Genomic DNA, 22,408 nt, shown 5'->3' with positions numbered 1-22,408 from the left:
AGACACCCGCCGGCGGAGCCGAGGCGAGGAGGCGACCAGACGGGACACCGGCCGGAGCCACCGGGAGGCGCCACCGCAGCGGGATCGGCAGCAGCAGCAGCGGCAGCGGCAGCGGGACCGGCCGCTACGCGGTGATCTCCTCGGCGGTCGGGACGCGACCGGCGAGCTCCTCGATCAGCTCGTCGCCGGGACGGGCCTGCTCGAACGGCGCGTCGATCTCGGCGCGCTCCAGCAGCTCCGACATCCGACGCTGACGCTGACGCGTGATGAGGGTCACGACGCGACCGGACCGACCGGCTCGACCGGTGCGGCCGGAACGGTGCAGGTAGGTCTTGTACTCGTCCGGGGCGTCTGCCTGCACGACCAGGTCGATGTCATCGACGTGGATGCCGCGTGCCGCGACGTCCGTGGCGACGAGCACCTGGACCTTGCCGCTCGTGAGGCGGGCAAGGTTGCGCGTGCGCTTGGCCTGGTTGAGATCGCCGTGCAACGAGACCGCCGGGATGCCGGCATCCTCGAACTGCTCGGCGAGCATCTCGGCGTAGGCACGGGTGCGCGCGAAGACCAGGGTCTGCCCTTCACGGTCGACGAGAGAGGTGAGCACCTCGGCCTTGTCCCGGTGCTCGATCACGAGCACGCGGTGCTCGATCGTGCTGGTCTCCTGGTTCTCGCCCGCGACCTCGAAGACCGCCGGATCGACCAGGAACTCGTCGACGAGAGCGGCGACCTCACGGTCCAGCGTCGCCGAGAACAGCAGCTTCTGGCTGCCCTCCGCGGTGTGACGGAGGATGCGCTGCACGGGCTCGACGAAGCCGAGCTCGCACATGTGGTCGGCCTCGTCGAGGACGGCGATGCGGCAGTCCGAGAGATCCAGCTTGCCCTGGTTGATGAGATCCTCGATGCGCCCCGGCGTGCCGATCACGATGTCGACGCCCTTCTTGAGGGCTCCGACCTGACGGCCCTGGGGCACGCCGCCGTAGATCTGCGTGGTGAACAGGCCGACGCTGCGTGCGATCGGCTGCACCGTCCGGTCGATCTGGAGGGCCAGCTCACGGGTCGGCGCGAGGATGACGGCGCGCGGCGAACGGCCGAACTCACGCCTCTTGCCCGCCTGGGACTTCAGGATGCTCTCGACGAGCGGCGCTCCGAAGGCGATCGTCTTGCCGGAGCCGGTGCGGCCGCGGCCGAGGACGTCGCGGCCGGCGAGCACGGCCGGGATGCTTGCGGCCTGGATCGGGAAGGGCGAGGCCGCGCCCATGTTCGCCAGCGTCTCGGTGATGTTGGAGCCGAGTCCGAGATCGGCGAACGTCACGTCCTCGACCTCGGTCGCCTGGACGGTCTTCGCCTCGAGACGCTCGTGGACGACATCCTCGGTGGGCTCGAAGGGTGCTGCGGCCCGGTTCCAGTCATCCCGGGCAGGCCGCTGCTCGGTGCGACGCGGACGATCGCGGTCGGACTCGCGACGCGGACGGTCGTCGCCGCGACGCGGACGCTCCGCGCCCCGATCGCTCTGGATGCGGGGACGATCGCCGCCGCGAGCGCCCTCGTAGCGGAGACGGTCGCCGCCACGGTCTCGGTCGCCCTCTCGGCGGAAACGGTCGCCGCCACGGTCGTCCCGGAGACGCGGGCGGTCGCCGTCGTACCGGGCTCGGTCGCCGCGGTCGTTCGCGAAGCCCCTGCGCGGACGGTCGTCATCGAAGCGGCGCCGATCCTGGCCGCGCTCGGCATCGAACCGGGGGCGCTCGGCGCCACGGTCCCCGTTGTAGCGCGGACGCTCCGCACCACGGTCGTCCCTGACACGGGAACGCTCGCCGCTGCGGTCGTCGGAGCGCGCGCGGTCGCCGCGGTCGTTCGCGAAGCCCCTGCGCGGACGGTCGTCGTCGAAGCGAGACCTGTCCTGGCTGCGGTTCCCGTCGTACCGCGGACGCTCGGCGCCGCGAGCGCCGTCGAACCCGCGACCGGGCCGGTCGGCGCCGGACCGAGGACGCTCTGCGCCACGCTCGCCGCTGTACCGCGGGCGCTCGCCGTCGAAACGCCGTTCGCCGCCGTTGAAGCGCGGACGCTCGGACGCGCCACCGCGCTCGTCGCGGTGATGCGGGGCGTCACGGCGCCCCGACTCCGCACGGCCGCGGATCGCCCTGGCCTCGTCGCGACCCGCGCGCTCCTGAGCCGTCCAGCGACGCTTGGGGGCGCCGGACTCGGACTCAGGGCGATAGCCGCGGTGCTTCGGGCTCTTGCTGCCAGGCCCTGCGGGACGGTACGAGGAGCGCTCGTCCCCGGCATCCTGACGCGCGGGGCGCCCCTCGTTGTGACGGTCGTGGAACGAGGTCCCTTCGGCTCGCTGCGCTCGCTCAGGGCGGCGCTTCTTCGCGTACCTCGGTTCGAAGTTGCGCGAGGGGCGTCCGCCCTTGGGCTTGTGGTTCTTGGGCATGGGTGTGTCCTTCGGGTTCTCGACACGAGAACAGCCGTCTGCGCGCGCAGGCGCAGACCGATCCGGACATCCGTCGGCCGGGGCCATTCATGTGATGGTTAATGCGCGTCGATCGACGCTCACCATCGGCCCCTGGACTCACACTTCACACAAAAACGTCCGCGCAGTCGCGCGGCTGTCCGAAGCCGACCGTTCCAGGATACCGCGACACCCTGAGAAAGACCCCCGTACGATGTCGTGGTGACTTCCCTCTCTCCCACCGGACACCAGATCCACCTGCAGCGCGGCGCCGTGACGGCGCAGATCGCGCAGGTCGGAGCCTCGCTGCGCTCCCTCACGGTGGGCGGTGTCGGGCTCGTCCCGACGTATCCGCTCTCCGAGCCCACCCCTTCCTGCTCGGGAGTCGTCCTCGCCCCCTGGCCGAACCGCGTCCGCGACGGAGTGTGGGACGACGAAGGCACCGCGCGCGTCCTCGCCGTCACGGAGCCGAAGCTCGGCAACGCCAGCCACGGGCTGCTCCGCTTCAGCGCCTACGAGTTCACCACGACCGAGTCCTCGGCGACGCTTCGGGCGACCGTCGTGCCGCAGACCGGCTGGCCGTATGAGATCGCGACGGCCGTCACCTACACCCTCACCGACACCGGCATCGCGGTCGAGCACACGCTGGAGAACCGCACGGACGCCGCGGCTCCGGCCGCCCTCGGCACCCATCCCTTCGTGACGATCGACGATGTGGATCCGCGCGATCTCGTTCTGGCCGTTCCCGCCACGACGCAGTTCGAGACCGATGAGCGGATGCTGCCGACCGGGACCTCCCCCGCCCCTGAGCAGCTGCGTTCCGGGGTGCGCCTCGGCGACACCGCGCTCGACACCGGCTTCACGGACCTCGCCCGTGATGCGGACGGCCGCGTGCGCCACTCGCTCACCGCCCCCGACGGACGTCGTGTCACCCTCTGGCAGGGCGAGGGCTTCGACTACGTGCAGGTGTACACCACGAAGGCCTACCCCGGTCAGGACCTGGCCGTCGCGATCGAGCCGATGACGGCTCCGGCCGACGCCCTGAACAGCGGTCTCGGCATCCGCCGTCTCCTCCCCGGCGAGACCTGGACGCTGCACTGGGGCATCGAACTGAGCTGAACCCCGCCCCTCGGCCGTTCCGAGGGCGACGATCCACGGATGCGACGACGGATCACGGACGGATCCGTCCGGAGTGTCCGTGAATCGTCGCCGCGCCCGCGGAACGTCCGCGAAGCGATGGCCCCGACAGCCTCAGCCGAGCGGGTTGGCGGGCGGCAGATCGGGGTGACGCTCGCGCAGCTCGCGACGCGTGAGCGTGTGCTGACCGTGATCCTCGGCGACGACGGCCGTCACGGCCGCTGCGGCGGCAGCGGCCGCGGCAGCGGCCGACGCCGCGGATGCCGCAGCCGCGGCCAGTGCGGAGGACGTCGCGGACGGCGTCGCGATGTAGACCGCATCCGCAGGGATGGCGCTCGGCGCGGCGACGGAACCGCCGGCGTCCTGCACTCTCGTCCCCGAGCCCGCCGCGGTCCCGGGCTCCGCCGCGGTCCCGGTGCCGACTCCTGCACCTGTCCCGGCATCCGCGACGCTCCCGGCGCCGGCATCCCCGGACGCAGCGGCATTCGACGGCACAGTCGCGCCCGACGGCACGGCCGCAGCCGCGAACGAGGGACCGGCCGGGCCGCTCCCCTCCGGCGCCGGCGTGTCACCGGCATCCGCAGAGCCGTCCCGCCCGGCACGACGCGCCGCCCGACGCTCCTTGGCGCCCTCGACGAGGTTGTAGAGCGTGGGCAGCACGATCAGCGTCAGGACGGTGGAGGAGACCAGCCCGCCGATCACGACGATCGCCAGCGGCTGCGAGATGAACCCGCCGTGCCCTGTAATTCCGAGCGCCATCGGCGTCAGCGCGAAGATCGTCGCGAGCGCCGTCATGAGGATCGGGCGGAGACGCTTCTCGCCGCCTGCCATCACCGCGGCGGCGGTCGACAGCCCCTTCTCGCGGTACTGGTTCACGAGATCGATGAGCACGATAGCGTTCGTCACGACGATGCCGATCAGCATCAGCACGCCGATGAGCGACGCGACGCCGAGCGGCACCCCGGTCGCGATCTGCAACAGGATCGCACCCGTCGCCGCGAACGGCACCGAGACGAGCAGCAGCAGCGGCTGACGCAGCGACTTGAAGGTCGCGACCATCACGACGTAGACGATGAGGATGGCCGCGAGCATCGCGAGTCCCAGCTGGGAGAACGAGTCCGCCTGCTGCGAGGCGACACCGCCGACCTCTGCGGAGGCGCCGTCCGGCAGATCCACCGCGTCGAGAGCGGCGGTGACGGATGCCGTGGCGCTGGCCAGGTCGTCGGATGCCGGCGGCACGGTCACGGTGGCGGTGCGGCGCCCCTGCTCGGTCGTGATCGACGTCGGGCCGTTGCGCTGCTCGACCTGCGCGACGTCCTGCAGCTCGACGATGCCGAGCGCCGTGGGGATCGCGAGCTCCTTGAGCTCCTGGACCGTCACCGGGGAGTCCGCGTCCGCGATGTACACCGTCAGCGAGGTGTCGTCCAGCTCGAGGCTGCCGGCCTGCTGCGGCTGCATGGCCGCCGAGACCAGGGAGCCGACGGCGGTCTCGCTGAGTCCGCGCTCCGCCGCCTCCTGCCGATCGACGACGACGGCGATGTAGGGCTGCGCGGCGGCGAGGTTGTCCGTGACCTCGCCTATGCCGTCCCGCCCGTCCAGCTCGGCGACGACGGCATCCGTGGCCTCCTGCAGAGCATCCGCTGATGGCGCGGACACGGTGACCTCGATGTCGCTGGACCCGAAGCTCGCGGCGCCCGCCACCGAGATCTCCCCGACGTCCTCCAGGTCGTCCACCGCATCCTGCACGTCGGCGCGGAGCTCCTCCTGATCGACGTCCTCTGCGGTCATGATCGAGTAGGTGACGCCGGCACCACCGGAGAACGCGTCGCGCAGCGCCGATCCGCTCGAGCCGATCGAGACCTGGACGTGCTCGATGCCGTCGATGCCGTCCAGCGCCTCCTCCACCTTCTGAGCCGCCGCGTCCTTGGCGTCCAGGCTCGCGGAGGGCCCGAGGTCCTGGGTGACGGTCATGGTGTTCTGACCCGAGTCGCCGAGGAAGTTGATCTTCATGAGCGGAGCCGCGGCGAGCGTCGCGCCCAGCACGACGACCGCGAGGAGCACGGTGATGCCGGAGTGCTTGAGCGTCCAGCTGAGGATCGGGCGGTAGCCACGCTGGAGCGGCGTCGGCGGGGCGTCCGGATGCTCGGGATCGATGACCCTGCCGTTCTCGTCGAGCAGCTGCCTGCCCGGGCGGAGGAACCAGTACGCGAGCACGGGCACGATCGTCAGCGCGACGAGCAGCGAGGCCGCCATGGCGATCGTCACGGTCATCGCGAAGGGCCGGAAGAGCTCGCCGACCATGTCTCCGACGAAGACGATGGGCAGGAACACCGCGACCGTGGTGATGGTGGACGCCGTGACGGCGCCGGCGACCTCGCGGACGGCGAGGCGGATCGCATCGCCCTTGTCCGCGTCGCCGACGTAGTGCCGCTTGATGTTCTCGATCACGACGATGGAGTCGTCCACGACGCGGCCGATCGCGATCGTGAGCGCGCCGAGCGTGAGGATGTTCAGGGAGTAGCCGAAGGCCTGCAGCCCGATGAAGGTGATGAGCACGCTGGTGGGGATCGAGATCGCGGTGACCAGGGTCGAGCGGATCGACAGCAGGAACACCAGGATCACGATGACCGCGAAGACGAGGCCGAGCAGGCCCTCGGTCGCGAGCGTCTCGATCGACTGGACGATGTACGGCGCCTGGTCGAAGACGACCGTGAACGTCGCGTCCGGCAGCGCGTCGCGGATGTCGTCGAGAGCGGCGGTCACCCCGTCGGAGACCTCGACGGTGTTCGCCGAGGGCAGCTTGGTGATCGACAGGGTGATGGCGTCCTCGCCGTCGACGCGGGAGATCGAGGACACAGGATCGGCGGTCTGCGCGACGGTCGCGACGTCGCCGATCGTGCGGTCCGTGCCGACCAGCGGGAGGGCGGCGATGTCGTCCACGGAGGTGAGCTTCACGCCGGTCTGCACCGTGAGCGTCTCGTCGTCCTCGGTGATGTCGCCGCCGGGGAACAGCGTGCCGTTCTGCTGCAGGGCGTCGGAGATCGCCGGCGTGCCGAGCCCCTCCGCGGCGAGCGCCTCCCTGTCCGGGGTGATCGTGACACGCTGGCCGACGCCGCCGACGATCTCCGCCGCGTTCACGCCGTCGACGTCCTCGAGGTCGGGCACGGCGACGTTCTCGAGATCCGTCTGCGCGGCCTGCACGTCGTCGAAGCCCGTGACGGCGATCTGGATCACGGGGAGGTCGTCGAGGGAGACCGACAGCACCTGGGGCTCGACGGAGTCGGGCAGCTGGGAGGAGATCCGGTTGATCGCCTGCTGCATCTTCTGCTCCGCCGTGGCGAGGTTCTCGCCGTACGCGAAGGTCGCCTGCACGATCGAGGCGTTCGTCGTGCTCGTCGCCGTCGTGCTCTCGAGGCCCGGAACGCCCTGGATCGCGGTCTCGATGGGAGCGGAGACGTCGTTCTCGACGACATCGGGCGAGGCGCCGGGATACGTCGTCGTGACGATGAGCGTCGGCAGCTCGAGCGTCGGGATGAGCTCCTGCTTGAGGTTCGTCAGCGCGAGCCCGCCGAAGACGGCGGCCACGATCGTGACGAGGGCGATGAGCGCGCGATTGCGCAGGCTGAGGACGGCGAGCTTCGACAAGGGAGGACCTTCGGTGAGAAGTGCGCGACAGGGTGCGCGGTCAGTATTCCACGGCCGGCATACAGGAACCTGTGAGCGGGTTCATCGGATGACGCTGCCGAGGGCGAGTCCGAGGAGCGCGGCGAGCGCCGAGCATCCGAACGTCCCGAGCAGATGCACGAGGGATGCCGGCCGCTCGCCGTCCTTCCACAGCGCGAGGCTGTCGAGCATGGCGGTGCTGAACGTCGTGTAGCCGCCGAGGAGGCCTGCGCCGACGATGAAGGCGGCGTCCGGGAGGGCGGCCGTCACGATGCCCAGCGCGAAGGAGCCCGTGACGTTGACGATCAGGATGCCCCAGGGGAACCGCCTGCCCAGCAGCGCGGTGACGCCGACGTCGACGAGATGGCGCAGCGCGGCGCCCACCCCGCCGGCCACGGACGCGAGCAGGAAGATCAGCGGGCTCATGCGCGCTTCCTGGGTGCGGCGAGCCGCATGCCGGCGAAGGCGGCGGCGAACCCGAGCACGAGGCTGAGGAAGGCGTAGAGGACGGCGAGCAGGGGCGTCGCGGCCCACAGCTCGACCGAGCCGACGGCGAAGGCGCTGTAGGTGGTGAACCCGCCGAGGATCCCGGTGCCGAGGAAGACGCGGCGGTCGCTCGACGCGGGCAGGCGGGCGGCGAGGACCCCGATGAGCAGAGCGCCGACGACGTTCACGACGATGATCGCGGCGGGGACACCGCCGACGTCGGGGATCGTCAGCGTCAGGCCGAGCCTCGCCGCCGTGCCCAGCATGCCGCCCAGGGCGACGAGGAGCAGGCGGCGAGGTATCACGTTTCTCACCCTAGCTGGGGCTTTGCGCACCCGCTCGAATCGCGCGCTTGGTTGCATCTCGACCCAGAATGCAACCAAGCGCGCGATTCGAACCGACTCCGCTACCGCCCCTCCGCGTAGATGCGGAGCGCGTCCCGCACGAACTCGGCGCCGGCCGAGGTCGCGTAGTTCGCGCCGAAGCGCGGGTCCGCGACGTACATCTCGCCGAGTCCGATCACGTAGCCGCGCACATCGCCGCCCGGCCGGGCGGCCGGCGTGCCGGGAACGCCCGTAAGCCACTCGACGTGGCGCTTCGCGATGGCCTGGGCCGTCTCGGATGCCGGATCGGCCCCGCTCTCAGCGGCGGCGATCCAGTCGCGCCCGAGCTCGGACACGAGACGCTGCCAATCGGCCCGCTCGGCGTCCGTCATCGAACGCCACCAGCGGTCGCTGTCGGCGTAGGCCTTCTCGCCCCAGCGCTCCTCCACCTCCTCCTTGTAGCGGGTGTGGTCGAAGCCGTCGAACATGTTCTCTGCCATGAGTCCTTCACCTCCTCTCAAGGCGTCGATGGTGGATGAGACAGACGCGATCTGCCGCGTCAGCCTGGCCCGTTCCTCGCGCAGCAGCTCGAGGTGGGTCTCGAGGGCGGAGACCTCGGCGCGCTGCCGCGTCAGCACCTCTGCGATCTGCGGCAGCCCGAGTCCGAGCTCGCGCAGCAGCAGGATGCGCTGCAGACGCACGAGCGCCTGCTCGTCGTAATGCCGGTATCCGTTGCGCGCGACGCGGCTCGGGGCGAGCAGCCCGATGTCGTCGTAGTGCCGCAGCGTTCTGCTCGTCGTCCCGGTGAGCCGTGCGATCTCTTGGATCGACCAGTCCATGGCACCCTCCTTCCCTCGGTGATGTCCTCAGCGTAGAAGTTGACGTAACGTCAATGTCAAGCCGATGGATCCGAGACGCCTTGACAAACTCGAGATATATCGTGTTACGCTTCCTCTATCGCGATATATCTCGATATCGCCAGACCAGGAGAAGAACATGACCGAGAAGTGGCTCATCGCCCCCGGCGAGGAACGCGTCATCGACATCGCCCAGGCATCCCGGCTCAAGGTCGGCCTGGTGGGCGGGCAGGTGGACGTCATCGCGCACGACGAGCCGGGCATCCGCATCGAGGTGCACGGCGTGACGGTGAAGGACCTGCGCATCGAATCCGACGGGACCGAGGTCGAGATCGACCACCCGCAGCTGGGCTGGGACAACTTCCTCGAGGTGTTCCGCAACTTCGGCGTCGGCGGCCCCAAGGCCGAGATCAGCGTGGCCGTCCCCCGCGGCATCGCGCTCACTCTCGGCGTCGTGAGCGCCGGCGCGCTCGTGTCCGGCCTCGGCAACGACGCGAAGCTGAACACCGTGTCCGGCGACATCATCGTCGACACGCACACCGGCGACCTGTCCGTGAACGCCGTCTCCGGCGACGTCCAGATCCGGCAGCTGACCGGCTCCCTCACCGCGAACAGCGTCTCCGGCGACGTCGCCGCGACCGGCTCCCTGCGCAAGACGACCATCGACACCGTGTCGGGCGCCGTCTGGGTCGACGTCACGGGGAACGCGAACACCATCACCCTGAACACCGTCTCGGGCAAGAGCACGATCCGCCTCGAGGAGACCCTGCCGGCGAACTACGTGATGCGCTCGATGAGCGGACGCGTGCAGGTCGACGGCGTCGATCGCGGCTCGTCCGGACCGACGTCGTACGCCGGGTCCGCGGGCGAGCTCGCCGGCAGCTTCGTGGACGTCAGGGTCAACTCGGTGTCCGGCGACATCACGGTGCTGCGCCAGCCGGTGCGCACCGTCGCGGACGACGAGGAGTGGGAAGCATGACTCCCGCGGTCTTCTCGCACGGCGACCTTCGCCTGTATCTGCTGTCGCTCCTCTCGGAGGCCCCGCAGCACGGCTACGGCATCATCCAGGCGCTGACCGACCGCACCGGCGGCACCTACACCCCGAGCGCGGGCACGATCTATCCGCGTCTCGCGAAGCTCGAGGAGGAGGGCCTGGTCACCAAGACGGCCGACGGCCGCACCACGATCTACGCGATCACGGATGCCGGACGCGCGGAGCTCGCGGCCAGGGAGGGGGATCTCGCCGGGATCGAGTCCGGTCTCGCCGACTCGGTGCGGCTCATCGCCAACGAGGTGCGCCAGAGCGTGCAGGAGGCGATGAAGAGCCTCCGGGCGGATCTCGCCGCCGCCGCGAACGACGAGCGCGCGCAGGCGAAGTCCCGTCCTGCGTCCGCGGCTCCGCGCGACGACCGGACGGCGAGTCGCGAGGAGGTGCACCGCGCTGACGCCGCGATCAACGCCTTCCGCGCGCGGGTCCGCACCGATCTGCGCACCCACGTCGCTCGCGGGGGCTCGCTTCCGGCATCCGTCGTCAGCGAGCTCGAGGATGCGCTGGACACCGCCGCGAAAGCCGTGACCCGCGCTCTCGCGGGCTGAGCTCCTCACTCGCCGATCGCCGCGGGGCCTGCGCAGCGACGATCGGACAGGACGGAGCGACTACTCGACCCAGATCTCGGGCTGGTCGTCCGGAACCGGGTCCTCGAGGGGGACGACGAGCACCGAGCGGTGCTGGCGGTGCGCGAGGCGGGCGGCGACGGATCCCGTGAAGAACTCCCGGATCGACTCGCCGATGCCCCGCTTGCGCGTGCCGACCACGATCAGCTGGGCGTCGAGCTTGCCGGCCAGCTGCTTGATCGCGAGAGCGGGGTCGCCCACCAGCTGACGCGCGGTCCAGGTGAGACCGGAGCCCTCGAGCGCCGCACCCGCGGCGGCCTGGACCGTCTCGAACTCCGCGGTGCCCGCGTCCACGTTCATGTCGATGGGCGCCGAGTGCACATAGCCATCCGGGTCCTCGTAGGTGACGAAGCGCGTGACATCGACGTGCGCGACCACGAGAGGAGCGCTCAGAAGCGTCGCATACCGGATCGCCTCCTGCAGCACTCGCGGGGACTGATCGGGCTGCATGCCGACGATGACGGCCTTCTGCAGCTCGCTGTTCTGGACGGCTTCCTCAGCCCCATCGGATGCGGTGTCTGACATGAGGATCATTCCCTTCGTCGGGCCCCGGAAGGCCAGTCACTCTGGCCCTCGTGCTATCCTGAATGCTACTCTTACCGGCCGCTAGCCGGTGTCGTGAATGCGCGGGCCAGGAGCCCGCAGCTTAGATCGTGAGGGGGTCTCGCGCATGGGCCGTGGCCGTCAGAAGGCGAAGCACACAAAGATCGCCCGCGAACTCAAGGCGTACAGTCCGTCGGTGAACTACTCCGCGCTCGAGCGCGAGCTGGGGCATCCGAGCGACTCCGATGAGGACGCCTACGTCGACAAGTGGGCCGACGAGTACGCGGATGAAGACGAGGACGAACTCGAAAAGGCCTGAGGCCCGAGTTCACGCGTGGAAGACCCCGCTGCCCCGGCGGCGGGGTCTTCCACGCGCCTGGACGATGCACGGCTGAGAGGATGGGGGCCGGCCCCGCGTCGTCGCCCGCCGTCACCCCGTCACGGGCTTCACGCCCGAGCGCCGGGAGGAGCTGCTGATCCAGCCGGACCGGGGATGTGGCGGGAGACAGGACGCTCGCCTTCAGGGTCGGTGATGAGGTCTCGGCGGCCTGAGCTCACCAGCGGCCGTGCCGCAGCTCCCACTCGTCCTCGACCGTGCGGCGGCGCGCGGCGATCAGACCGAACGGGATCGACAGGACCATCACGGCGCCCAGCGCGATCAGCGGAGCCGTCCAGGCGTCCGTGCCGTCGTGCAGGACGCCGACGAGGAAGGGGAACGCGGCGGCGGCGAGGTAGCCGATGCTCTGCACGAAGCTGCTCAGGCCGACCGCGCTCTCGGGCGTCCGCGCCCGGATGCTGATGAGCACGAGCGCCAGGGGGAACAGCACGGGGAGGATGCCGAACAGGGCGACCCAGATCCACACGGTCACCGGGTTCGCGAGGAACAGCAGCCCGGCGACCCCGATGAGACCGGCGGCCACGGAGACCAGGAACAGCGCCCTGGTCGCCTGGAGGCGCACCACGAGCACGGGGACGATCAGGGACGCCGGCAGTCCCATGAAGGCGAACAGCGAGAGCAGGAGCCCCGCCGTCGTGGCGTCGACGCCGGCGAGATCGATGACGATCGACGGGAGCCAGGCGAACGAGACGTAGGCCATGATCGACGAGGTGCCGAACACGACGGCGATCGACCAGGCGAGCGGCAGCCGGACGAGCCGGGCGAAGACGCGTGCGCCGGCGGGGGCGATCTGCACGGGACCCGTGGCGAGGGTCAGGGGATCGAGGGCGTCGTCGTCGCGTCCCTGGATGGGCCGGGACGGCGGTGCGGAGGAGACCGCCCGCGTCCTGTCCCCGATGAGCATGACGATCCACGGGATCACGCCGGCGATGGCGAACACACCCCACATCCCGAGCGAGAGCGGCCAGCCGACGGCATCCGCCACGGGCACCGCGATCAGCGGCGGGACGAACGTCGACAGCGACATGACGGTCGTGTAGAGCGTCATCATCAGGCCGAGCCGATCGGGGAAGTACTTCTTCACGAGCGGCGGGACGAGGATGTTGCCCATCCCGACGCCTGCGAAGATCAGCGCCGTGGTCAGCAGCAGCGTCACCGCGTTCACGGAGAGGCCGCGCAGCACGAGCCCCGCGGCGATCGCGATGAGCGCGATGACCATCACCCGTTCGAGCCCGAGCCGGCGCTCGAGCAGCGGGGCCGTGAGCCCGAAGATCGCGAAGCACACCGGCGGCGCGGTTCCGATCAGCCCCACGGCGGTGGAGGACAGGGGGAAGTCGGCGGTGATGTGGTCGATGAGCGGCGACAGCGAGGCGACGGCGGACCGCAGCGAGAACGCGCACAGCAGGATGCCGAGGACGGCGAGGACACGGCCGCGCCAGAGCGGTCTGGACGGGGAGGGGACGGATACGCCGGTCAAGAGGACTGCGTGCTCTCCACCCAGGCCAGGTATTCGTCCGTGACCGTCCCGGTGACGTAGGTCCCGTCGAAGGGGCTGAGGTCGAGATCTGTCAGCGCCGAGCCCTCGATGATCGCCGCCTTGAGGTCCTCGACCTCCTGATAGACGAGGTGGTCGCAGCCGAGCACCTCTGCGACCTCCGGGATGGTGCGCCCGTAGGCGACCAGCTCGTGACGCGAAGGCATGTTGATGCCGTAGACGTGCGGGTTGCGGATCGGCGGAGCCGCGGAGGCGAAGGTGACCGACAGCGCCCCGGCATCCCGAGCCATCTGGATGATCTGCTGGCTGGTCGTGCCGCGGACGATCGAGTCGTCGATGAGCAGGACGTTCTTGCCCTGGAACTCCGTCGACATGGCGTTGAGCTTCTGCCGCACGCTCTTCTTGCGCACCGCCTGCCCCGGCATGATGAAGGTGCGGCCCACGTAGCGGTTCTTGTAGAAGCCCTCGCGGTACTCGATGCCGAGCTTGCGGGCGACCTCCATGGCCGCGGGGCGCGAGGAGTCCGGGATCGGCATGACGACGTCGATCTTCTCGAGCGGGACGTGCTTGGCGATCGTGTCCGCGAGCCGGTCGCCCATGCGCAGGCGGGACTCGTAGACGGAGATGCCGTTCATGACCGAGTCGGGGCGGGCGAGGTACACGTACTCGAAGGCGCACGGCGCGAGGCGGCTGGCCGGTGCGCACTGACGCGAGAAGAACTCGCCCTCGCTGGTGATGAAGACCGCCTCACCGGGCTCGACGTCGCGGACGATCTCGTAGTCGCCGTTCTCGAGCACGAGCGACTCGCTCGCGACGACCCACTCGTCACGGCCTTCACGGCCTTCGACCGTCGATGGGCGGCGCCCGAGGATGAGCGGGCGGATGCCGAAGGGATCGCGGAACGCGAGCAGGCCGTAGCCCGCGAGGACGGCGATCACGGCGTAGGCGCCCTCGATGCGCTCATGGGTGCGGCTGACGGCCTCGAAGATGCGGTCGGGGTCGAGGTCGACCGGCGACGTGGTCTCCTGCAGCTCGCCGGCCAGGACGTTCAGCAGCAGCTCGGTGTCGCTGGACGAGTTGAGGTGCCGACGGTAGCGGTGCGCCATGTCGGCGGTGAGCTCGCGCGTGTTCGTGAGGTTGCCGTTGTGGATGAGGATGATGCCGTAGGGCGCGTTCACGTAGAACGGCTGGGCCTCCTCCTCGCTGGACGCCGTGCCCTTCGTGGCGTAGCGGACGTGGCCGAGGCCGACGTTGCCGAGGAGGGATCGCATGTCGCGGGTGCGGAAGGCCTCACGCACCATGCCCTGCGCCTTGGCCATGTGCATGACGCCGTTCGACTCGGCCGTGGCGATGCCCGTGGCGTCCTGACCCCGGTGCTGCAGGAGCAGCAGCGCGTCGTAGATGTCCTGGTTGACCGGGGCGTTCCCGACGATTCCTACGATGCCGCACATGGGGTGTTACTTCGCTCCGTCCGCATAGGCGCCGACCAGGCGCACCGCTCCGCCGTCGACGCCCTTGGCGCCCTGTTCGAACTCTCCTGCCGGCCTCGACGCGACGGACACGGTCGCGACCTGCCAGGCGGGGATGCCCTCTTCGGAGAGAGCGGTGACCGCGGCATCCTTCTTGGACGCATCGACGATGGCGAGGAAGCCGATCCCGAGGTTCCAGGTCCCCTCGGCCGATTCCAGCGTCGACCCCGCGATGTCGCTGAGCACGCGGAAGACGGGACTCGGCGACCAGGTCGAGCGGTCGACCTCCGCCCAGCTGCCCTTCGGCAGCACTCTGGCGAGATTCGCCGCGATGCCGCCGCCGGTGACATGGCTGAGCGCGTGCACGCCGCCGCCGAGCGCCGTGATCAGACGCAGCAGCGGGAGCGTGTAGAGCCGCGTGGGCTCCAGCAGCGCCTCTCCCCAGGTGGTTCCGAGGTCGGCCGCGTTGTCGCCGTATCCGATGCCTGCGCCCGCGACGATGTGCCGCACGAGCGAGTAGCCGTTGGAGTGCAGTCCGCTGGATCCGAGGGCCAGGACGACGTCGCCGTCGCTCACCCGCTCCGCCCCGAGCACGGCATCCGCCTCGACGATTCCCGTGGCCGCTCCCGCGACGTCGTAGTCGCGCGGGCCGAGGAGGCCGGGGTGCTCGGCGGTCTCGCCGCCGACGAGAGCCGTTCCGGTGGCCTTGGCGCCGTCGGCGATGCCGCGGACGATGTCGGCGATCCGCTCGGGGAAGACCTTGCCGCAGGCGATGTAGTCGGTCATGAAGAGCGGCCTCGCCCCCACCACGACAATGTCGTCGACGACCATCCCGACGAGGTCCTGGCCGATCGTGTCGTGCTTGTCGATCGCCTGCGCGATGGCGACCTTCGTGCCGACGCCGTCGGTGCTGGTCGCCAGCAGCGGCCGCCGGTACGACAGCAGGGCGCGCGCGTCGAAGAGGCCGGCGAAGCCGCCGACGCCGCCGAGCACCTCCGGGCCGTGCGTCGCGCGCACGGACGACTTCATCAGCTCGACGGCGAGATCGCCGGCAGCCGTGTCGACGCCGGCTTCGGTATAGGGATTGGTGGAGGAGGCAGCCACTCGTCAAGACTACCGCCCCGCGATCCCCCGCTCCGCCCGCTGCCCGGCCGCGCGGTGCGGGATGGGAAACGTACCCCTACGGGACCGTGGAGGGACATTTCCCATCCCGCACCGATCGAGGCGCCACCTACGATGGGGCTATGTCCGACAAGCCGCAGTGGCTCATCCGCGAGGATGCGAGCATCCCGGTGCTCCTCGCCCTGACGCTGCGCCAGGCGCTCGGGGTGCGGGCGCCGGACGATCTGCCCTCGCTGCGCGACCTCGGGGTCAGGGCTCCGGATGCCGCGGACGCGACTCCCGCGCTGGAGGAGCAGTGGCGGGACTACTGGGACATGACGGTCGAGCCCCGCGCGCATCGCGCCGCAGTGCCCCTCGAGCTGGTGGACGGCTTCGACACGCTCGTCGCGCTGCCCCAGGCCGGCGCCGAGGAACTGCGGGAGGCGATCGCCCCGCTCGCGGAGGACGCCCTGCGGTACGCCAGAGCGGAGCACCGCCGCTATTCCGAGTCCATGCGCAGCACGAGCGGCGGGGGCGCCTATCGCGCCTACGCCTCCGCGATCGCGGAGTTCGAGCGCGAGGTCGGACGGCGGGCGCACTCCTTCGAGCTGAACGTGCAGGTCCTGCCGTTCTCGCAGCGCGGTATCTGGTGGATCGGCGATCTCTCCGTCGCCGTCACCGACGGGCTGCGCCGCGACGTGGTCGCCTTCGACGCCGCGATCCGCCCGGTGATCGCCGAACTCGCCTGACCTCCGCCGAAACTCATCCTGGCGCCGGCAGGCCGGCATCTGAAAGACTTCCCCCGGATGCGGCCGCATGCTTCCCTCCTCCCCCCACCCGAAGGCCGCATCAGAACAGGACACGCATGCCTCGCCACGCCCGCGCGCTCGCCGGTGCCGCCCTGACCGTCGCGCTGATCGGCGGAAGCCTCGCCGCCGCCCTCCCCGCCGCCGCGGCCCCGCTCGTCACGACGAACCTCTCCGCGGAGGAGCTCGCCGAGACCATCATCGGAACCGGTATCGGCACGGTGAGCGACGTCTCGTTCACCGGCGCCCCGAGCGCGGCGGGCGTCTTCGGCGGCTTCGATGCCGCCCTGGGCATCACGAGCGGGCTCATCCTCTCCAGCGGCTCGGCGGCCGCGATCGTGGGACCGAACACTCTCCCCAACACCTCTACGGAACAAGGCACGCCGGGTGACCTGACCCTCTGGCCGGACTCCCACGACGCCGCGATCCTGGAGTTCGACTTCGTGCCCGACTCCAGCCTGCTCACCTTCACCTACGTCTTCGGCTCCGAGGAGTACCCGGAGTGGGTGGACTTCGGCGTGAACGACGCCTTCGACCTCCGCGTGAACGAGACGGCGTGCGCGGTGGTCCCCGGCACGAGCACCCCCGTGTCGATCGACACGATCAACGCGAACGCCAACGCGCAGTACTACGTCTCGGGCGACGGGTCTCAGGTCACCGAGATGGACGGCTATACCACGCCCCTCACCTGCACAGCGACGGTGACCCCGGACGAGACGAACCGTCTCCGTCTCTCCATCGCCGACATCGGAGACTCGATCTACGACTCCTGGGTGCTCATCCAGGCGCAGTCGGTGCGCGTCGACGCGGCGCCCACCGCCGCCGACCTCTCCGCCAGCACCGAGAACGACCTCCCCGTGGAGATCACGCTGCAGGGATCCGATGAGGACGACGACCCGATCACCTACGACATCGCCGCACAGCCCGCGCACGGGAGCGTGAGCATCACGGGCGCGACGGCCGGGTACATGCCCGACCCCGGCTTCCACGGAAGCGACTCCTTCCAGTACACCGCATCCAGCAACGGCCTGGTCTCGGACCCGGCCACGGTCTCGATCGAGGTGGCGCAGAACCTCCCGCCCACCGCGGGCGACGTGGTCGCGACGACGGAGGTCGACATCGCGACGCCGCTGGAGCTGCTCGGAGCGGATCCGGAGGACGACGAGGTGACCTATGACGTCGACGACCCCGCTTCCGGATCGCTCAGCGGCACCGCCCCCGACCTCGTGTACACCCCGGATGCCGGATTCACCGGGATCGACGCGTTCGCGTACCGCGTGGACGACGGCCGGTTCAGCACCGAGGGGACGGTGACGGTGACGGTCGAGCCGAATGAGGCGCCCACGGCCGACGACCAGTCGGTGAGCGTGCCCTTCGGCGGCCAGGGAGCGATCCTGCTCAGCGGTCACGATCCCGAGGATGCGGCGCTCGCCTTCACGGTCACGACGGAGCCCGCGCACGGCACGCTCACCGGGACCGCCCCCGACCTGCGCTACGCCCCGGATGCCGGATTCGTCGGGGAGGACTCCTTCGCCTTCACGGTGTCCGACGGACGGTTCACCTCGGAGCCGGCATCCGTCCGCATCGACGTGCCCCGTCCGCAGCTCGCCGTCTCCCCCGCCAGCGGGCATCGCGGGGACGAGTTCACCGTCACCGGGGAGGGCTTCCCCCCGTCGGCGGAGGTCGTCCTGGAGCTGCACTCGACACCCCTGCCGCTGGGAAGCGTCGTCACGGACGACGACGGGACCTTCACCACGACCCTCTCCGTGCCGGCGTCTGCCGACATCGGCGCTCACCGGGTGGTCGCGATCCTGGACGACGTCGAGGCGGCTTCGGACGACTTCGCCGTCGTCGCCGCAGCCGTCACCGCGCCGGAGGCGCCCGACGAGACGGGCGAGCTGCCGTACACCGGGGCCGACGCCCCCTGGTCCCTGCTCCTCGGAGCAGGTCTCCTGATCGTGCTTGGCGCCGTCCTCCGCCGGCGGAGGACGCGGGCCTGAGGGTCAGCCGACGTCGCCCTCGGCTTCGGCGACGTCGGCTGCCACCCTCTCGTGGTCGACGCGGACCACGCGGTCATGACGGCGCGCGACGCGCTCGAGCACCAGGGCGACGACGCCGCCGAGGGCGAGGCCGATCGGAACCGTCCAGAGCAGCGCGAACCCGAAGACCTGGCCTGGCGGGTAGACGACGCCGAGCGCCTCGGACTCCGCGTAGCTGCCGGTGAGGGTGATGATGCCGGCCGCGATGATCCCCAGGACGACACCTGCGCCCATGAACACGCCGAAGCGGGGGACGCGACGGACGGTCGCCTCGACGGTGCGGCGGGCTTCGGGGGCGGTCATGCCTCCATTGTCCCACTCTTCGCGTGCCGGCCCCTCTCGGGAGAGCGCGAGCCCCGGGGCGCCCGGGCGGGCGCGGTCGGAGTCAGGACCTACCCGTAGGCGGCGTAGACGTCGGCGGCCTCGGCCACGCGGTGGTTGTAGTCCACGCTGGGGTTGTAGTCCGCGACGGCCGCGATCCAGTTCGCCGCGACCGTGAGGTCGCCGCCCGCGTCGCAGAGGTAGTGCGCGGCGGAGAGCGCCGCATCGTCGATCTGGTTCGGATCGGCCACGCCGTCGCCGTCGCCGTCGCGGCCGTAGGCCGCCCAGGTGCCGGGGATGAACTGCAGGGGTCCGACCGCCCTGTCCCAGACCGGGTCCCCGTCGAGCGCTCCCCCGTCGGTGTCGAGCACTCTCACGGTGCCGACGCCGTCCAGGGCGATCCCGACGATCGCCGGCGCGCTCACGCCGTCGTCGCCGAGCGATGCGCCGCCCGCCGTCCCGTGATCGGACTCCACCAGGCCGATGGCTGCGAGCGTGTTCCAGCCCAGGCCGCACCAGGGGTAGTCGTCGGAGACGGCGATCGCCGCGCCCGCGTAGGCGGCGAGCGCCCGCTCCGGGATGCCGGAGGCGTCCGACACCCGTTCGATCCAGCGCGGATCGGCGAGCGTCGAGGCGGGGAGAGGCGCCGCTGCGGCCTCTGCGCCGGACATCGGCTCGGCGGGCGCCGGCACTGCGGGCGCAGGGCTCGCGGACGCACTCGGCTCGGCCGCCGGAGGCTCCACATCGCCCGTGAGCAGGAGCAGCCCACCGGCGGCGATCGCCAGGAAGCCTCCGACTCCGGCCAGTGTCGCGAGGCCGGCGAGCGCCCTGCGCGCAGGCGACGGGAGCGACGGCAGCAGCGGTTCCTCCGCGGGAGCGGAGTCCGCCGATGCCGCACGCCTCACCGCACCCGCCTGCGCAGCACCATCAGGACGAGGCCGGCGACGAGCGCGAAGCCGCCGGCGATGACAGCACCCGTGGGGTCGACCCCGGTCGCCGCGAGGGCGGAGCCGCGAGGCGCCTCCGGCCCTGCGCCACCGGCATCCGCGCCGTCGCCACCGGCGTCCGCACCGTCTTCGCCCGCCGCCTCGTCGTCCCCGCCGGCTGCGTCGTCGTCTACCGGGATGACGGTCAGGACGGCCGGCTCGGAGAAGAGCCGGAACCCGTCCCCCTCGATGACGGCCCGGTAGGACGTGCCGCTCTGCGACGCCAGGACCCCGGACAGCAGCAGGCTCTCCCCCGACGTCCCCGGCAGATCGGCCCATGCGCCGTCGATGCGCTCCTGCCATCGCACGACGTAGCCGGACGCCGCATCGAGCCGGACGCGGAAGCGCGCGTCCCCGCCCTCGCCGACCACGGTGTCCTGCGGCGGGGAGAGGATCGTCGGCGGCGCCGGGATCTGCTCCTCGCGATAAGAGATCGCGAGCGGCAGCGGGGCCTTCGAGGAGTCCGTCGCCACCCCGCTCGCGGCGAAGAAGAGATTGATGCCCGGGTTCAGCAGCGCGACGAACTCGTTCGGGAACGAGGCGTCGAATCCGGGGGCCCAGGTTCCCTGACCGTTCGCCTGCCCCTCCCAGTTCAATGGCGCCCGCACCGCGACGTCTCCGTCCTCGCCCCGGTCGGCGACGGCATCCGAGAACGTGGCGATCGCGACCCGCACCGGGCCGTAGCTCTGATCGAGGGAGCCGAGCCGGTAGTACCCGGAGAACTCCGCGGTGACGTACCCGCTCCCGTCCGCGCCGAGGAGCACCTCGGGATCGGTGAAGACCCACCGGTTCGCCGAGCCGCTGGTCAGCTGCACGGAGCCCCGGAACGCCAGCAGCGCGTCGCCCCCGGCATCCCTCGTCCCCGACCCGCCGTGGAAGGTGAAGGGTCTGCTGTAGTACGCGCGGAGCTCCTCCAGGGTGCCTCCCGGAGAGGATGCCGGCAGGGTGACGTCGCCGGAGAGGACCTCGCGCTCGAAGCCGACCGAGAAGTTGCTGAACCAGATGTTCGCGATCGTCCAGTCCAGGCTCGCGTCGACGATCTCGGCGCTCGCATCCCCGACGGCCGCCTCGGGGACCATGCGCGCCGTGTCAACGATCCGGTAGGTCATGGCCGCGGATTCCGAGGCCCGATGCGCTTCGGAATCGGGCAGGAAGCGCGCGGTCACGGACCGCTCGCCCGGACCGCCCCACGCTTCGGTCTCGATGGCCGCGCGTCCGGCGGCGTCGACGGGCGCGGACCCCAGCGGCACGTCGCCGTCGAAGAAATCGACCGTCCCCGTCGCGCCCGCGGGCGTCACCGTCGCCGAGACGGGAGCCGGCTCGCCGAGGAGGTAGATCGTGACGTCGCCCAGCACCGGATAGGACACCTGGACCCGCGTCTCGATCGCGTCCGCCGGTTCCGCCTCGATCGTCGACGCGACCGCCGACGCGGCCGGGAGCGCCGAAGCGGCGAGCGCGAGGGCGACGACGAGCGCCGCACCCCGCACGCTCGCTCGGACGCGACGCCCGCTCACTCGGACACCGTCAGCGCGCGATCGACCTCGAAGCGGTCCTCGCCCGCGCCGGTGAAGACGAGGGAGGCGGTTCCCGCCGCCAGGGCGGTGACCGTGACGACCCTGGCCTCCTCGCCCGTGCCGGGATCATCGATCCCGAGCACGGCCGCATCGGTGCTCTCCGCGGTCCAGGAGACGCCGGGGGTGTCGACGATCACCCGGAGCTCGTCGCCGGGGGCGAGCTCGATCTCGGCGGTCTCCAGCTCGGCGAGGGGAACGCCGGCCTCCTGCGCCTCACCCGCGGCCACGGGCGTCTCCGACGGCGCCTCGGGGCCGGGGGCACAGGCCGTGAGCGATCCGGTCGCGGCCAGCACGACCACCGCCGCGGCGGTGAGGAGCCTTCCCCTCATGCCCGGTACCCCTCGAAGCGCTCCTCGAGGTCGGCGTACGCCTCGTTGTTCAGCCGATAGGCGAGACGCACCTCCTCCTCGATCTGCAGGATCTCCTCCTCGCTGAAGGACGCCGCGTCGAGCAGCGCCCGGTACCGCGCCTTGAAGGCACCAGGGTCGTCGATCGCGGCGAACTCGTAGAAGGTCGCGCCCTCGCCCCGGTCGAGGCCGTAGGCGCGGCGGTGCATCTCGCCGATCTGCTGTCCGCCGGACAGGTCGGCCAGGTAGCGCGTGTACTGATGCGCGACGTAGTGCAGGAGGGACGAGCCCGCCACCTCGTCGAGGCGGTCGATGTACGGACGCAGCCGAGGAGAGATCTCGACGTGCTCCTCCGCATCCGCGCCCAGCCAATGACGCAGATCGGCGCGCAGTGACGGCAGCCGGTGCAGTTCGGGGAGCCAGAAGGCGAAGCCGTCGCCGAGCCGTTCGTGCAGCCGCTCCGCCGCCGCTTCGAGGGATCGGTACATGAAGTAGTGCTGGACGGCCTGGGCTGCGACGCCCTCGCGACTGAGGCCGCCGCGCGTGTAGGCCTCGTAATAGCGCGACGGCGCGGAGTCGTCGCCGCTGTGCCCTTCGAAGGAGACCGTTCGAAGGCGCTGGGAGAGCGGACCGCTCTCCGTGGTCGGGGTGGTGGTCATGATTCGTCCTCCAGACGATGGGTCGTGCTGCGCGCCGGTGCGGCGGGCGGCGGGGTCGAGCCCCTGGACCGCCCGCCGCACC

20 protein-coding genes are annotated in these 22,408 nt (G+C 70.9%); 6 read left to right on the top strand and 14 right to left on the bottom strand.

Annotated features, from left to right (window positions below; genetic code table 11):
- Positions 1-124: 124 nt before the first annotated feature.
- Entirely contained in the window at positions 125-2,431 is a 2,307-nt protein-coding gene (locus ACYVGQ_RS06740; RefSeq protein WP_460783791.1) for a DEAD/DEAH box helicase, read from the bottom strand.
- Positions 2,432-2,671: 240 nt separating this feature from the next.
- Between ACYVGQ_RS06740 and ACYVGQ_RS06735 the strand changes: the two genes are divergently transcribed.
- The gene (locus tag ACYVGQ_RS06735; RefSeq protein WP_460783790.1) at positions 2,672-3,568 is read left to right on the top strand and encodes an aldose 1-epimerase family protein; all 897 of its coding nucleotides are present in this window, start codon (positions 2,672-2,674) and stop codon (positions 3,566-3,568) included.
- Positions 3,569-3,700: 132 nt separating this feature from the next.
- Here the strand turns inward: ACYVGQ_RS06735 and ACYVGQ_RS06730 are convergent, their stop codons facing one another.
- The 4 genes from ACYVGQ_RS06730 to ACYVGQ_RS06715 form a co-directional block, all read right to left on the bottom strand.
- Positions 3,701-7,231, bottom strand: a complete 3,531-nt coding sequence (locus tag ACYVGQ_RS06730; RefSeq protein ID WP_460783789.1) for an efflux RND transporter permease subunit — start codon at positions 7,229-7,231, stop codon at positions 3,701-3,703.
- A gap of 81 nt (positions 7,232-7,312) precedes the next feature.
- Positions 7,313-7,675 (bottom strand): fluoride efflux transporter FluC, encoded by a 363-nt coding sequence (locus ACYVGQ_RS06725; protein ID WP_460783788.1) that lies wholly within the window; start codon positions 7,673-7,675, stop codon positions 7,313-7,315.
- On the bottom strand, positions 7,672-8,040 hold the full coding sequence (locus ACYVGQ_RS06720) for a fluoride efflux transporter FluC (RefSeq protein WP_460783787.1): 369 nt from the start codon (positions 8,038-8,040) through the stop codon (positions 7,672-7,674). The genes ACYVGQ_RS06725 and ACYVGQ_RS06720 overlap by 4 nt, the downstream gene beginning before the upstream one ends.
- A gap of 101 nt (positions 8,041-8,141) precedes the next feature.
- Positions 8,142-8,897, bottom strand: coding sequence for a MerR family transcriptional regulator (locus tag ACYVGQ_RS06715; RefSeq protein WP_460783786.1), 756 nt, complete (start codon positions 8,895-8,897; stop codon positions 8,142-8,144).
- 157 nt (positions 8,898-9,054) lie between these two features.
- Here ACYVGQ_RS06715 and ACYVGQ_RS06710 point away from each other — a divergent pair, with 157 nt between their 5' ends.
- Both ACYVGQ_RS06710 and ACYVGQ_RS06705 read left to right on the top strand, forming a co-directional pair.
- A complete protein-coding gene (locus ACYVGQ_RS06710) occupies positions 9,055-9,894 on the top strand; it encodes a DUF4097 family beta strand repeat-containing protein (protein ID WP_460783785.1) in 840 nt (279 codons plus the stop codon).
- Entirely contained in the window at positions 9,891-10,511 is a 621-nt protein-coding gene (locus ACYVGQ_RS06705) for a PadR family transcriptional regulator (protein ID WP_460783784.1), read from the top strand. Before ACYVGQ_RS06710 ends, ACYVGQ_RS06705 begins: the two co-directional genes overlap by 4 nt.
- Positions 10,512-10,571: 60 nt before the next feature.
- Here the strand turns inward: ACYVGQ_RS06705 and ACYVGQ_RS06700 are convergent, their stop codons facing one another.
- Positions 10,572-11,114: a universal stress protein gene (locus ACYVGQ_RS06700; protein WP_460783783.1), complete on the bottom strand. Its 543-nt coding sequence runs from the start codon at positions 11,112-11,114 to the stop codon at positions 10,572-10,574.
- Positions 11,115-11,259: 145 nt separating this feature from the next.
- Between ACYVGQ_RS06700 and ACYVGQ_RS06695 the strand changes: the two genes are divergently transcribed.
- Positions 11,260-11,451, top strand: coding sequence for a DUF3073 domain-containing protein (locus ACYVGQ_RS06695; protein ID WP_460783782.1), 192 nt, complete (start codon positions 11,260-11,262; stop codon positions 11,449-11,451).
- Between the two features lie 235 nt (positions 11,452-11,686).
- On the opposite strand, the gene ACYVGQ_RS06690 is transcribed toward ACYVGQ_RS06695, so the two are convergent.
- Genes ACYVGQ_RS06690 through purM form a run of 3 tightly spaced genes read right to left on the bottom strand, consistent with a single transcriptional unit; the run spans position 11,687 to position 15,597 of the window.
- A complete protein-coding gene (locus ACYVGQ_RS06690; protein ID WP_460783781.1) occupies positions 11,687-13,006 on the bottom strand; it encodes an MFS transporter in 1,320 nt (439 codons plus the stop codon).
- Positions 13,003-14,475: an amidophosphoribosyltransferase gene (gene purF, locus ACYVGQ_RS06685; RefSeq protein WP_460783780.1), complete on the bottom strand. Its 1,473-nt coding sequence runs from the start codon at positions 14,473-14,475 to the stop codon at positions 13,003-13,005. Before purF ends, ACYVGQ_RS06690 begins: the two co-directional genes overlap by 4 nt.
- 6 nt (positions 14,476-14,481) lie before the next feature.
- Positions 14,482-15,597, bottom strand: coding sequence for a phosphoribosylformylglycinamidine cyclo-ligase (gene purM, locus ACYVGQ_RS06680; RefSeq protein ID WP_460783779.1), 1,116 nt, complete (start codon positions 15,595-15,597; stop codon positions 14,482-14,484).
- Between the two features lie 140 nt (positions 15,598-15,737).
- Here purM and ACYVGQ_RS06675 point away from each other — a divergent pair, with 140 nt between their 5' ends.
- Positions 15,738-16,343: a zinc-binding alcohol dehydrogenase gene (locus ACYVGQ_RS06675; protein ID WP_460783778.1), complete on the top strand. Its 606-nt coding sequence runs from the start codon at positions 15,738-15,740 to the stop codon at positions 16,341-16,343.
- A 116-nt stretch (positions 16,344-16,459) separates the two neighbouring features.
- Positions 16,460-18,400, top strand: coding sequence for a choice-of-anchor L domain-containing protein (locus ACYVGQ_RS06670; protein ID WP_460783777.1), 1,941 nt, complete (start codon positions 16,460-16,462; stop codon positions 18,398-18,400).
- Between the two features lie 3 nt (positions 18,401-18,403).
- Here ACYVGQ_RS06670 and ACYVGQ_RS06665 read toward each other — a convergent pair whose 3' ends face one another.
- From ACYVGQ_RS06665 to ACYVGQ_RS06645, 5 genes are all read right to left on the bottom strand, one after another.
- Positions 18,404-18,742, bottom strand: a complete 339-nt coding sequence (locus ACYVGQ_RS06665; RefSeq protein ID WP_460783776.1) for a potassium transporter Trk — start codon at positions 18,740-18,742, stop codon at positions 18,404-18,406.
- Positions 18,743-18,831: 89 nt separating this feature from the next.
- Entirely contained in the window at positions 18,832-19,665 is an 834-nt protein-coding gene (locus ACYVGQ_RS06660) for a lytic transglycosylase domain-containing protein (RefSeq protein WP_460783775.1), read from the bottom strand.
- A complete protein-coding gene (locus ACYVGQ_RS06655) occupies positions 19,662-21,260 on the bottom strand; it encodes an Ig-like domain repeat protein (protein WP_460783774.1) in 1,599 nt (532 codons plus the stop codon). Before ACYVGQ_RS06655 ends, ACYVGQ_RS06660 begins: the two co-directional genes overlap by 4 nt.
- A complete protein-coding gene (locus ACYVGQ_RS06650) occupies positions 21,257-21,649 on the bottom strand; it encodes a hypothetical protein (RefSeq protein ID WP_460783773.1) in 393 nt (130 codons plus the stop codon). The genes ACYVGQ_RS06655 and ACYVGQ_RS06650 overlap by 4 nt, the downstream gene beginning before the upstream one ends.
- Positions 21,646-22,326, bottom strand: coding sequence for a biliverdin-producing heme oxygenase (locus ACYVGQ_RS06645; protein ID WP_460783772.1), 681 nt, complete (start codon positions 22,324-22,326; stop codon positions 21,646-21,648). Before ACYVGQ_RS06645 ends, ACYVGQ_RS06650 begins: the two co-directional genes overlap by 4 nt.
- Positions 22,327-22,408: the final 82 nt, after the last annotated feature.

This window comes from Microbacterium tumbae (genome assembly GCF_054780175.1).
Note: the sequence above shows the minus strand (reverse complement) of the source record. Positions and strands in the feature narration are given on the sequence as shown.

Coding starts and splice junctions, on each gene's coding strand:
- ACYVGQ_RS06650 (WP_460783773.1), bottom strand. CDS start 21,649: ATGAGGGGAAGGCTCCTCACCGCCGCGGCGGTGGTCGTGCTGGCCGCG.
- ACYVGQ_RS06665 (WP_460783776.1), bottom strand. CDS start 18,742: ATGACCGCCCCCGAAGCCCGCCGCACCGTCGAGGCGACCGTCCGTCGC.
- ACYVGQ_RS06715 (WP_460783786.1), bottom strand. CDS start 8,897: ATGGACTGGTCGATCCAAGAGATCGCACGGCTCACCGGGACGACGAGC.
- ACYVGQ_RS06740 (WP_460783791.1), bottom strand. CDS start 2,431: ATGCCCAAGAACCACAAGCCCAAGGGCGGACGCCCCTCGCGCAACTTC.
- ACYVGQ_RS06670 (WP_460783777.1), top strand. CDS start 16,460: ATGCCTCGCCACGCCCGCGCGCTCGCCGGTGCCGCCCTGACCGTCGCG.
- ACYVGQ_RS06725 (WP_460783788.1), bottom strand. CDS start 7,675: ATGAGCCCGCTGATCTTCCTGCTCGCGTCCGTGGCCGGCGGGGTGGGC.
- ACYVGQ_RS06700 (WP_460783783.1), bottom strand. CDS start 11,114: ATGTCAGACACCGCATCCGATGGGGCTGAGGAAGCCGTCCAGAACAGC.
- ACYVGQ_RS06710 (WP_460783785.1), top strand. CDS start 9,055: ATGACCGAGAAGTGGCTCATCGCCCCCGGCGAGGAACGCGTCATCGAC.
- ACYVGQ_RS06695 (WP_460783782.1), top strand. CDS start 11,260: ATGGGCCGTGGCCGTCAGAAGGCGAAGCACACAAAGATCGCCCGCGAA.
- ACYVGQ_RS06645 (WP_460783772.1), bottom strand. CDS start 22,326: ATGACCACCACCCCGACCACGGAGAGCGGTCCGCTCTCCCAGCGCCTT.
- ACYVGQ_RS06705 (WP_460783784.1), top strand. CDS start 9,891: ATGACTCCCGCGGTCTTCTCGCACGGCGACCTTCGCCTGTATCTGCTG.
- purF (WP_460783780.1), bottom strand. CDS start 14,475: ATGTGCGGCATCGTAGGAATCGTCGGGAACGCCCCGGTCAACCAGGAC.
- ACYVGQ_RS06675 (WP_460783778.1), top strand. CDS start 15,738: ATGTCCGACAAGCCGCAGTGGCTCATCCGCGAGGATGCGAGCATCCCG.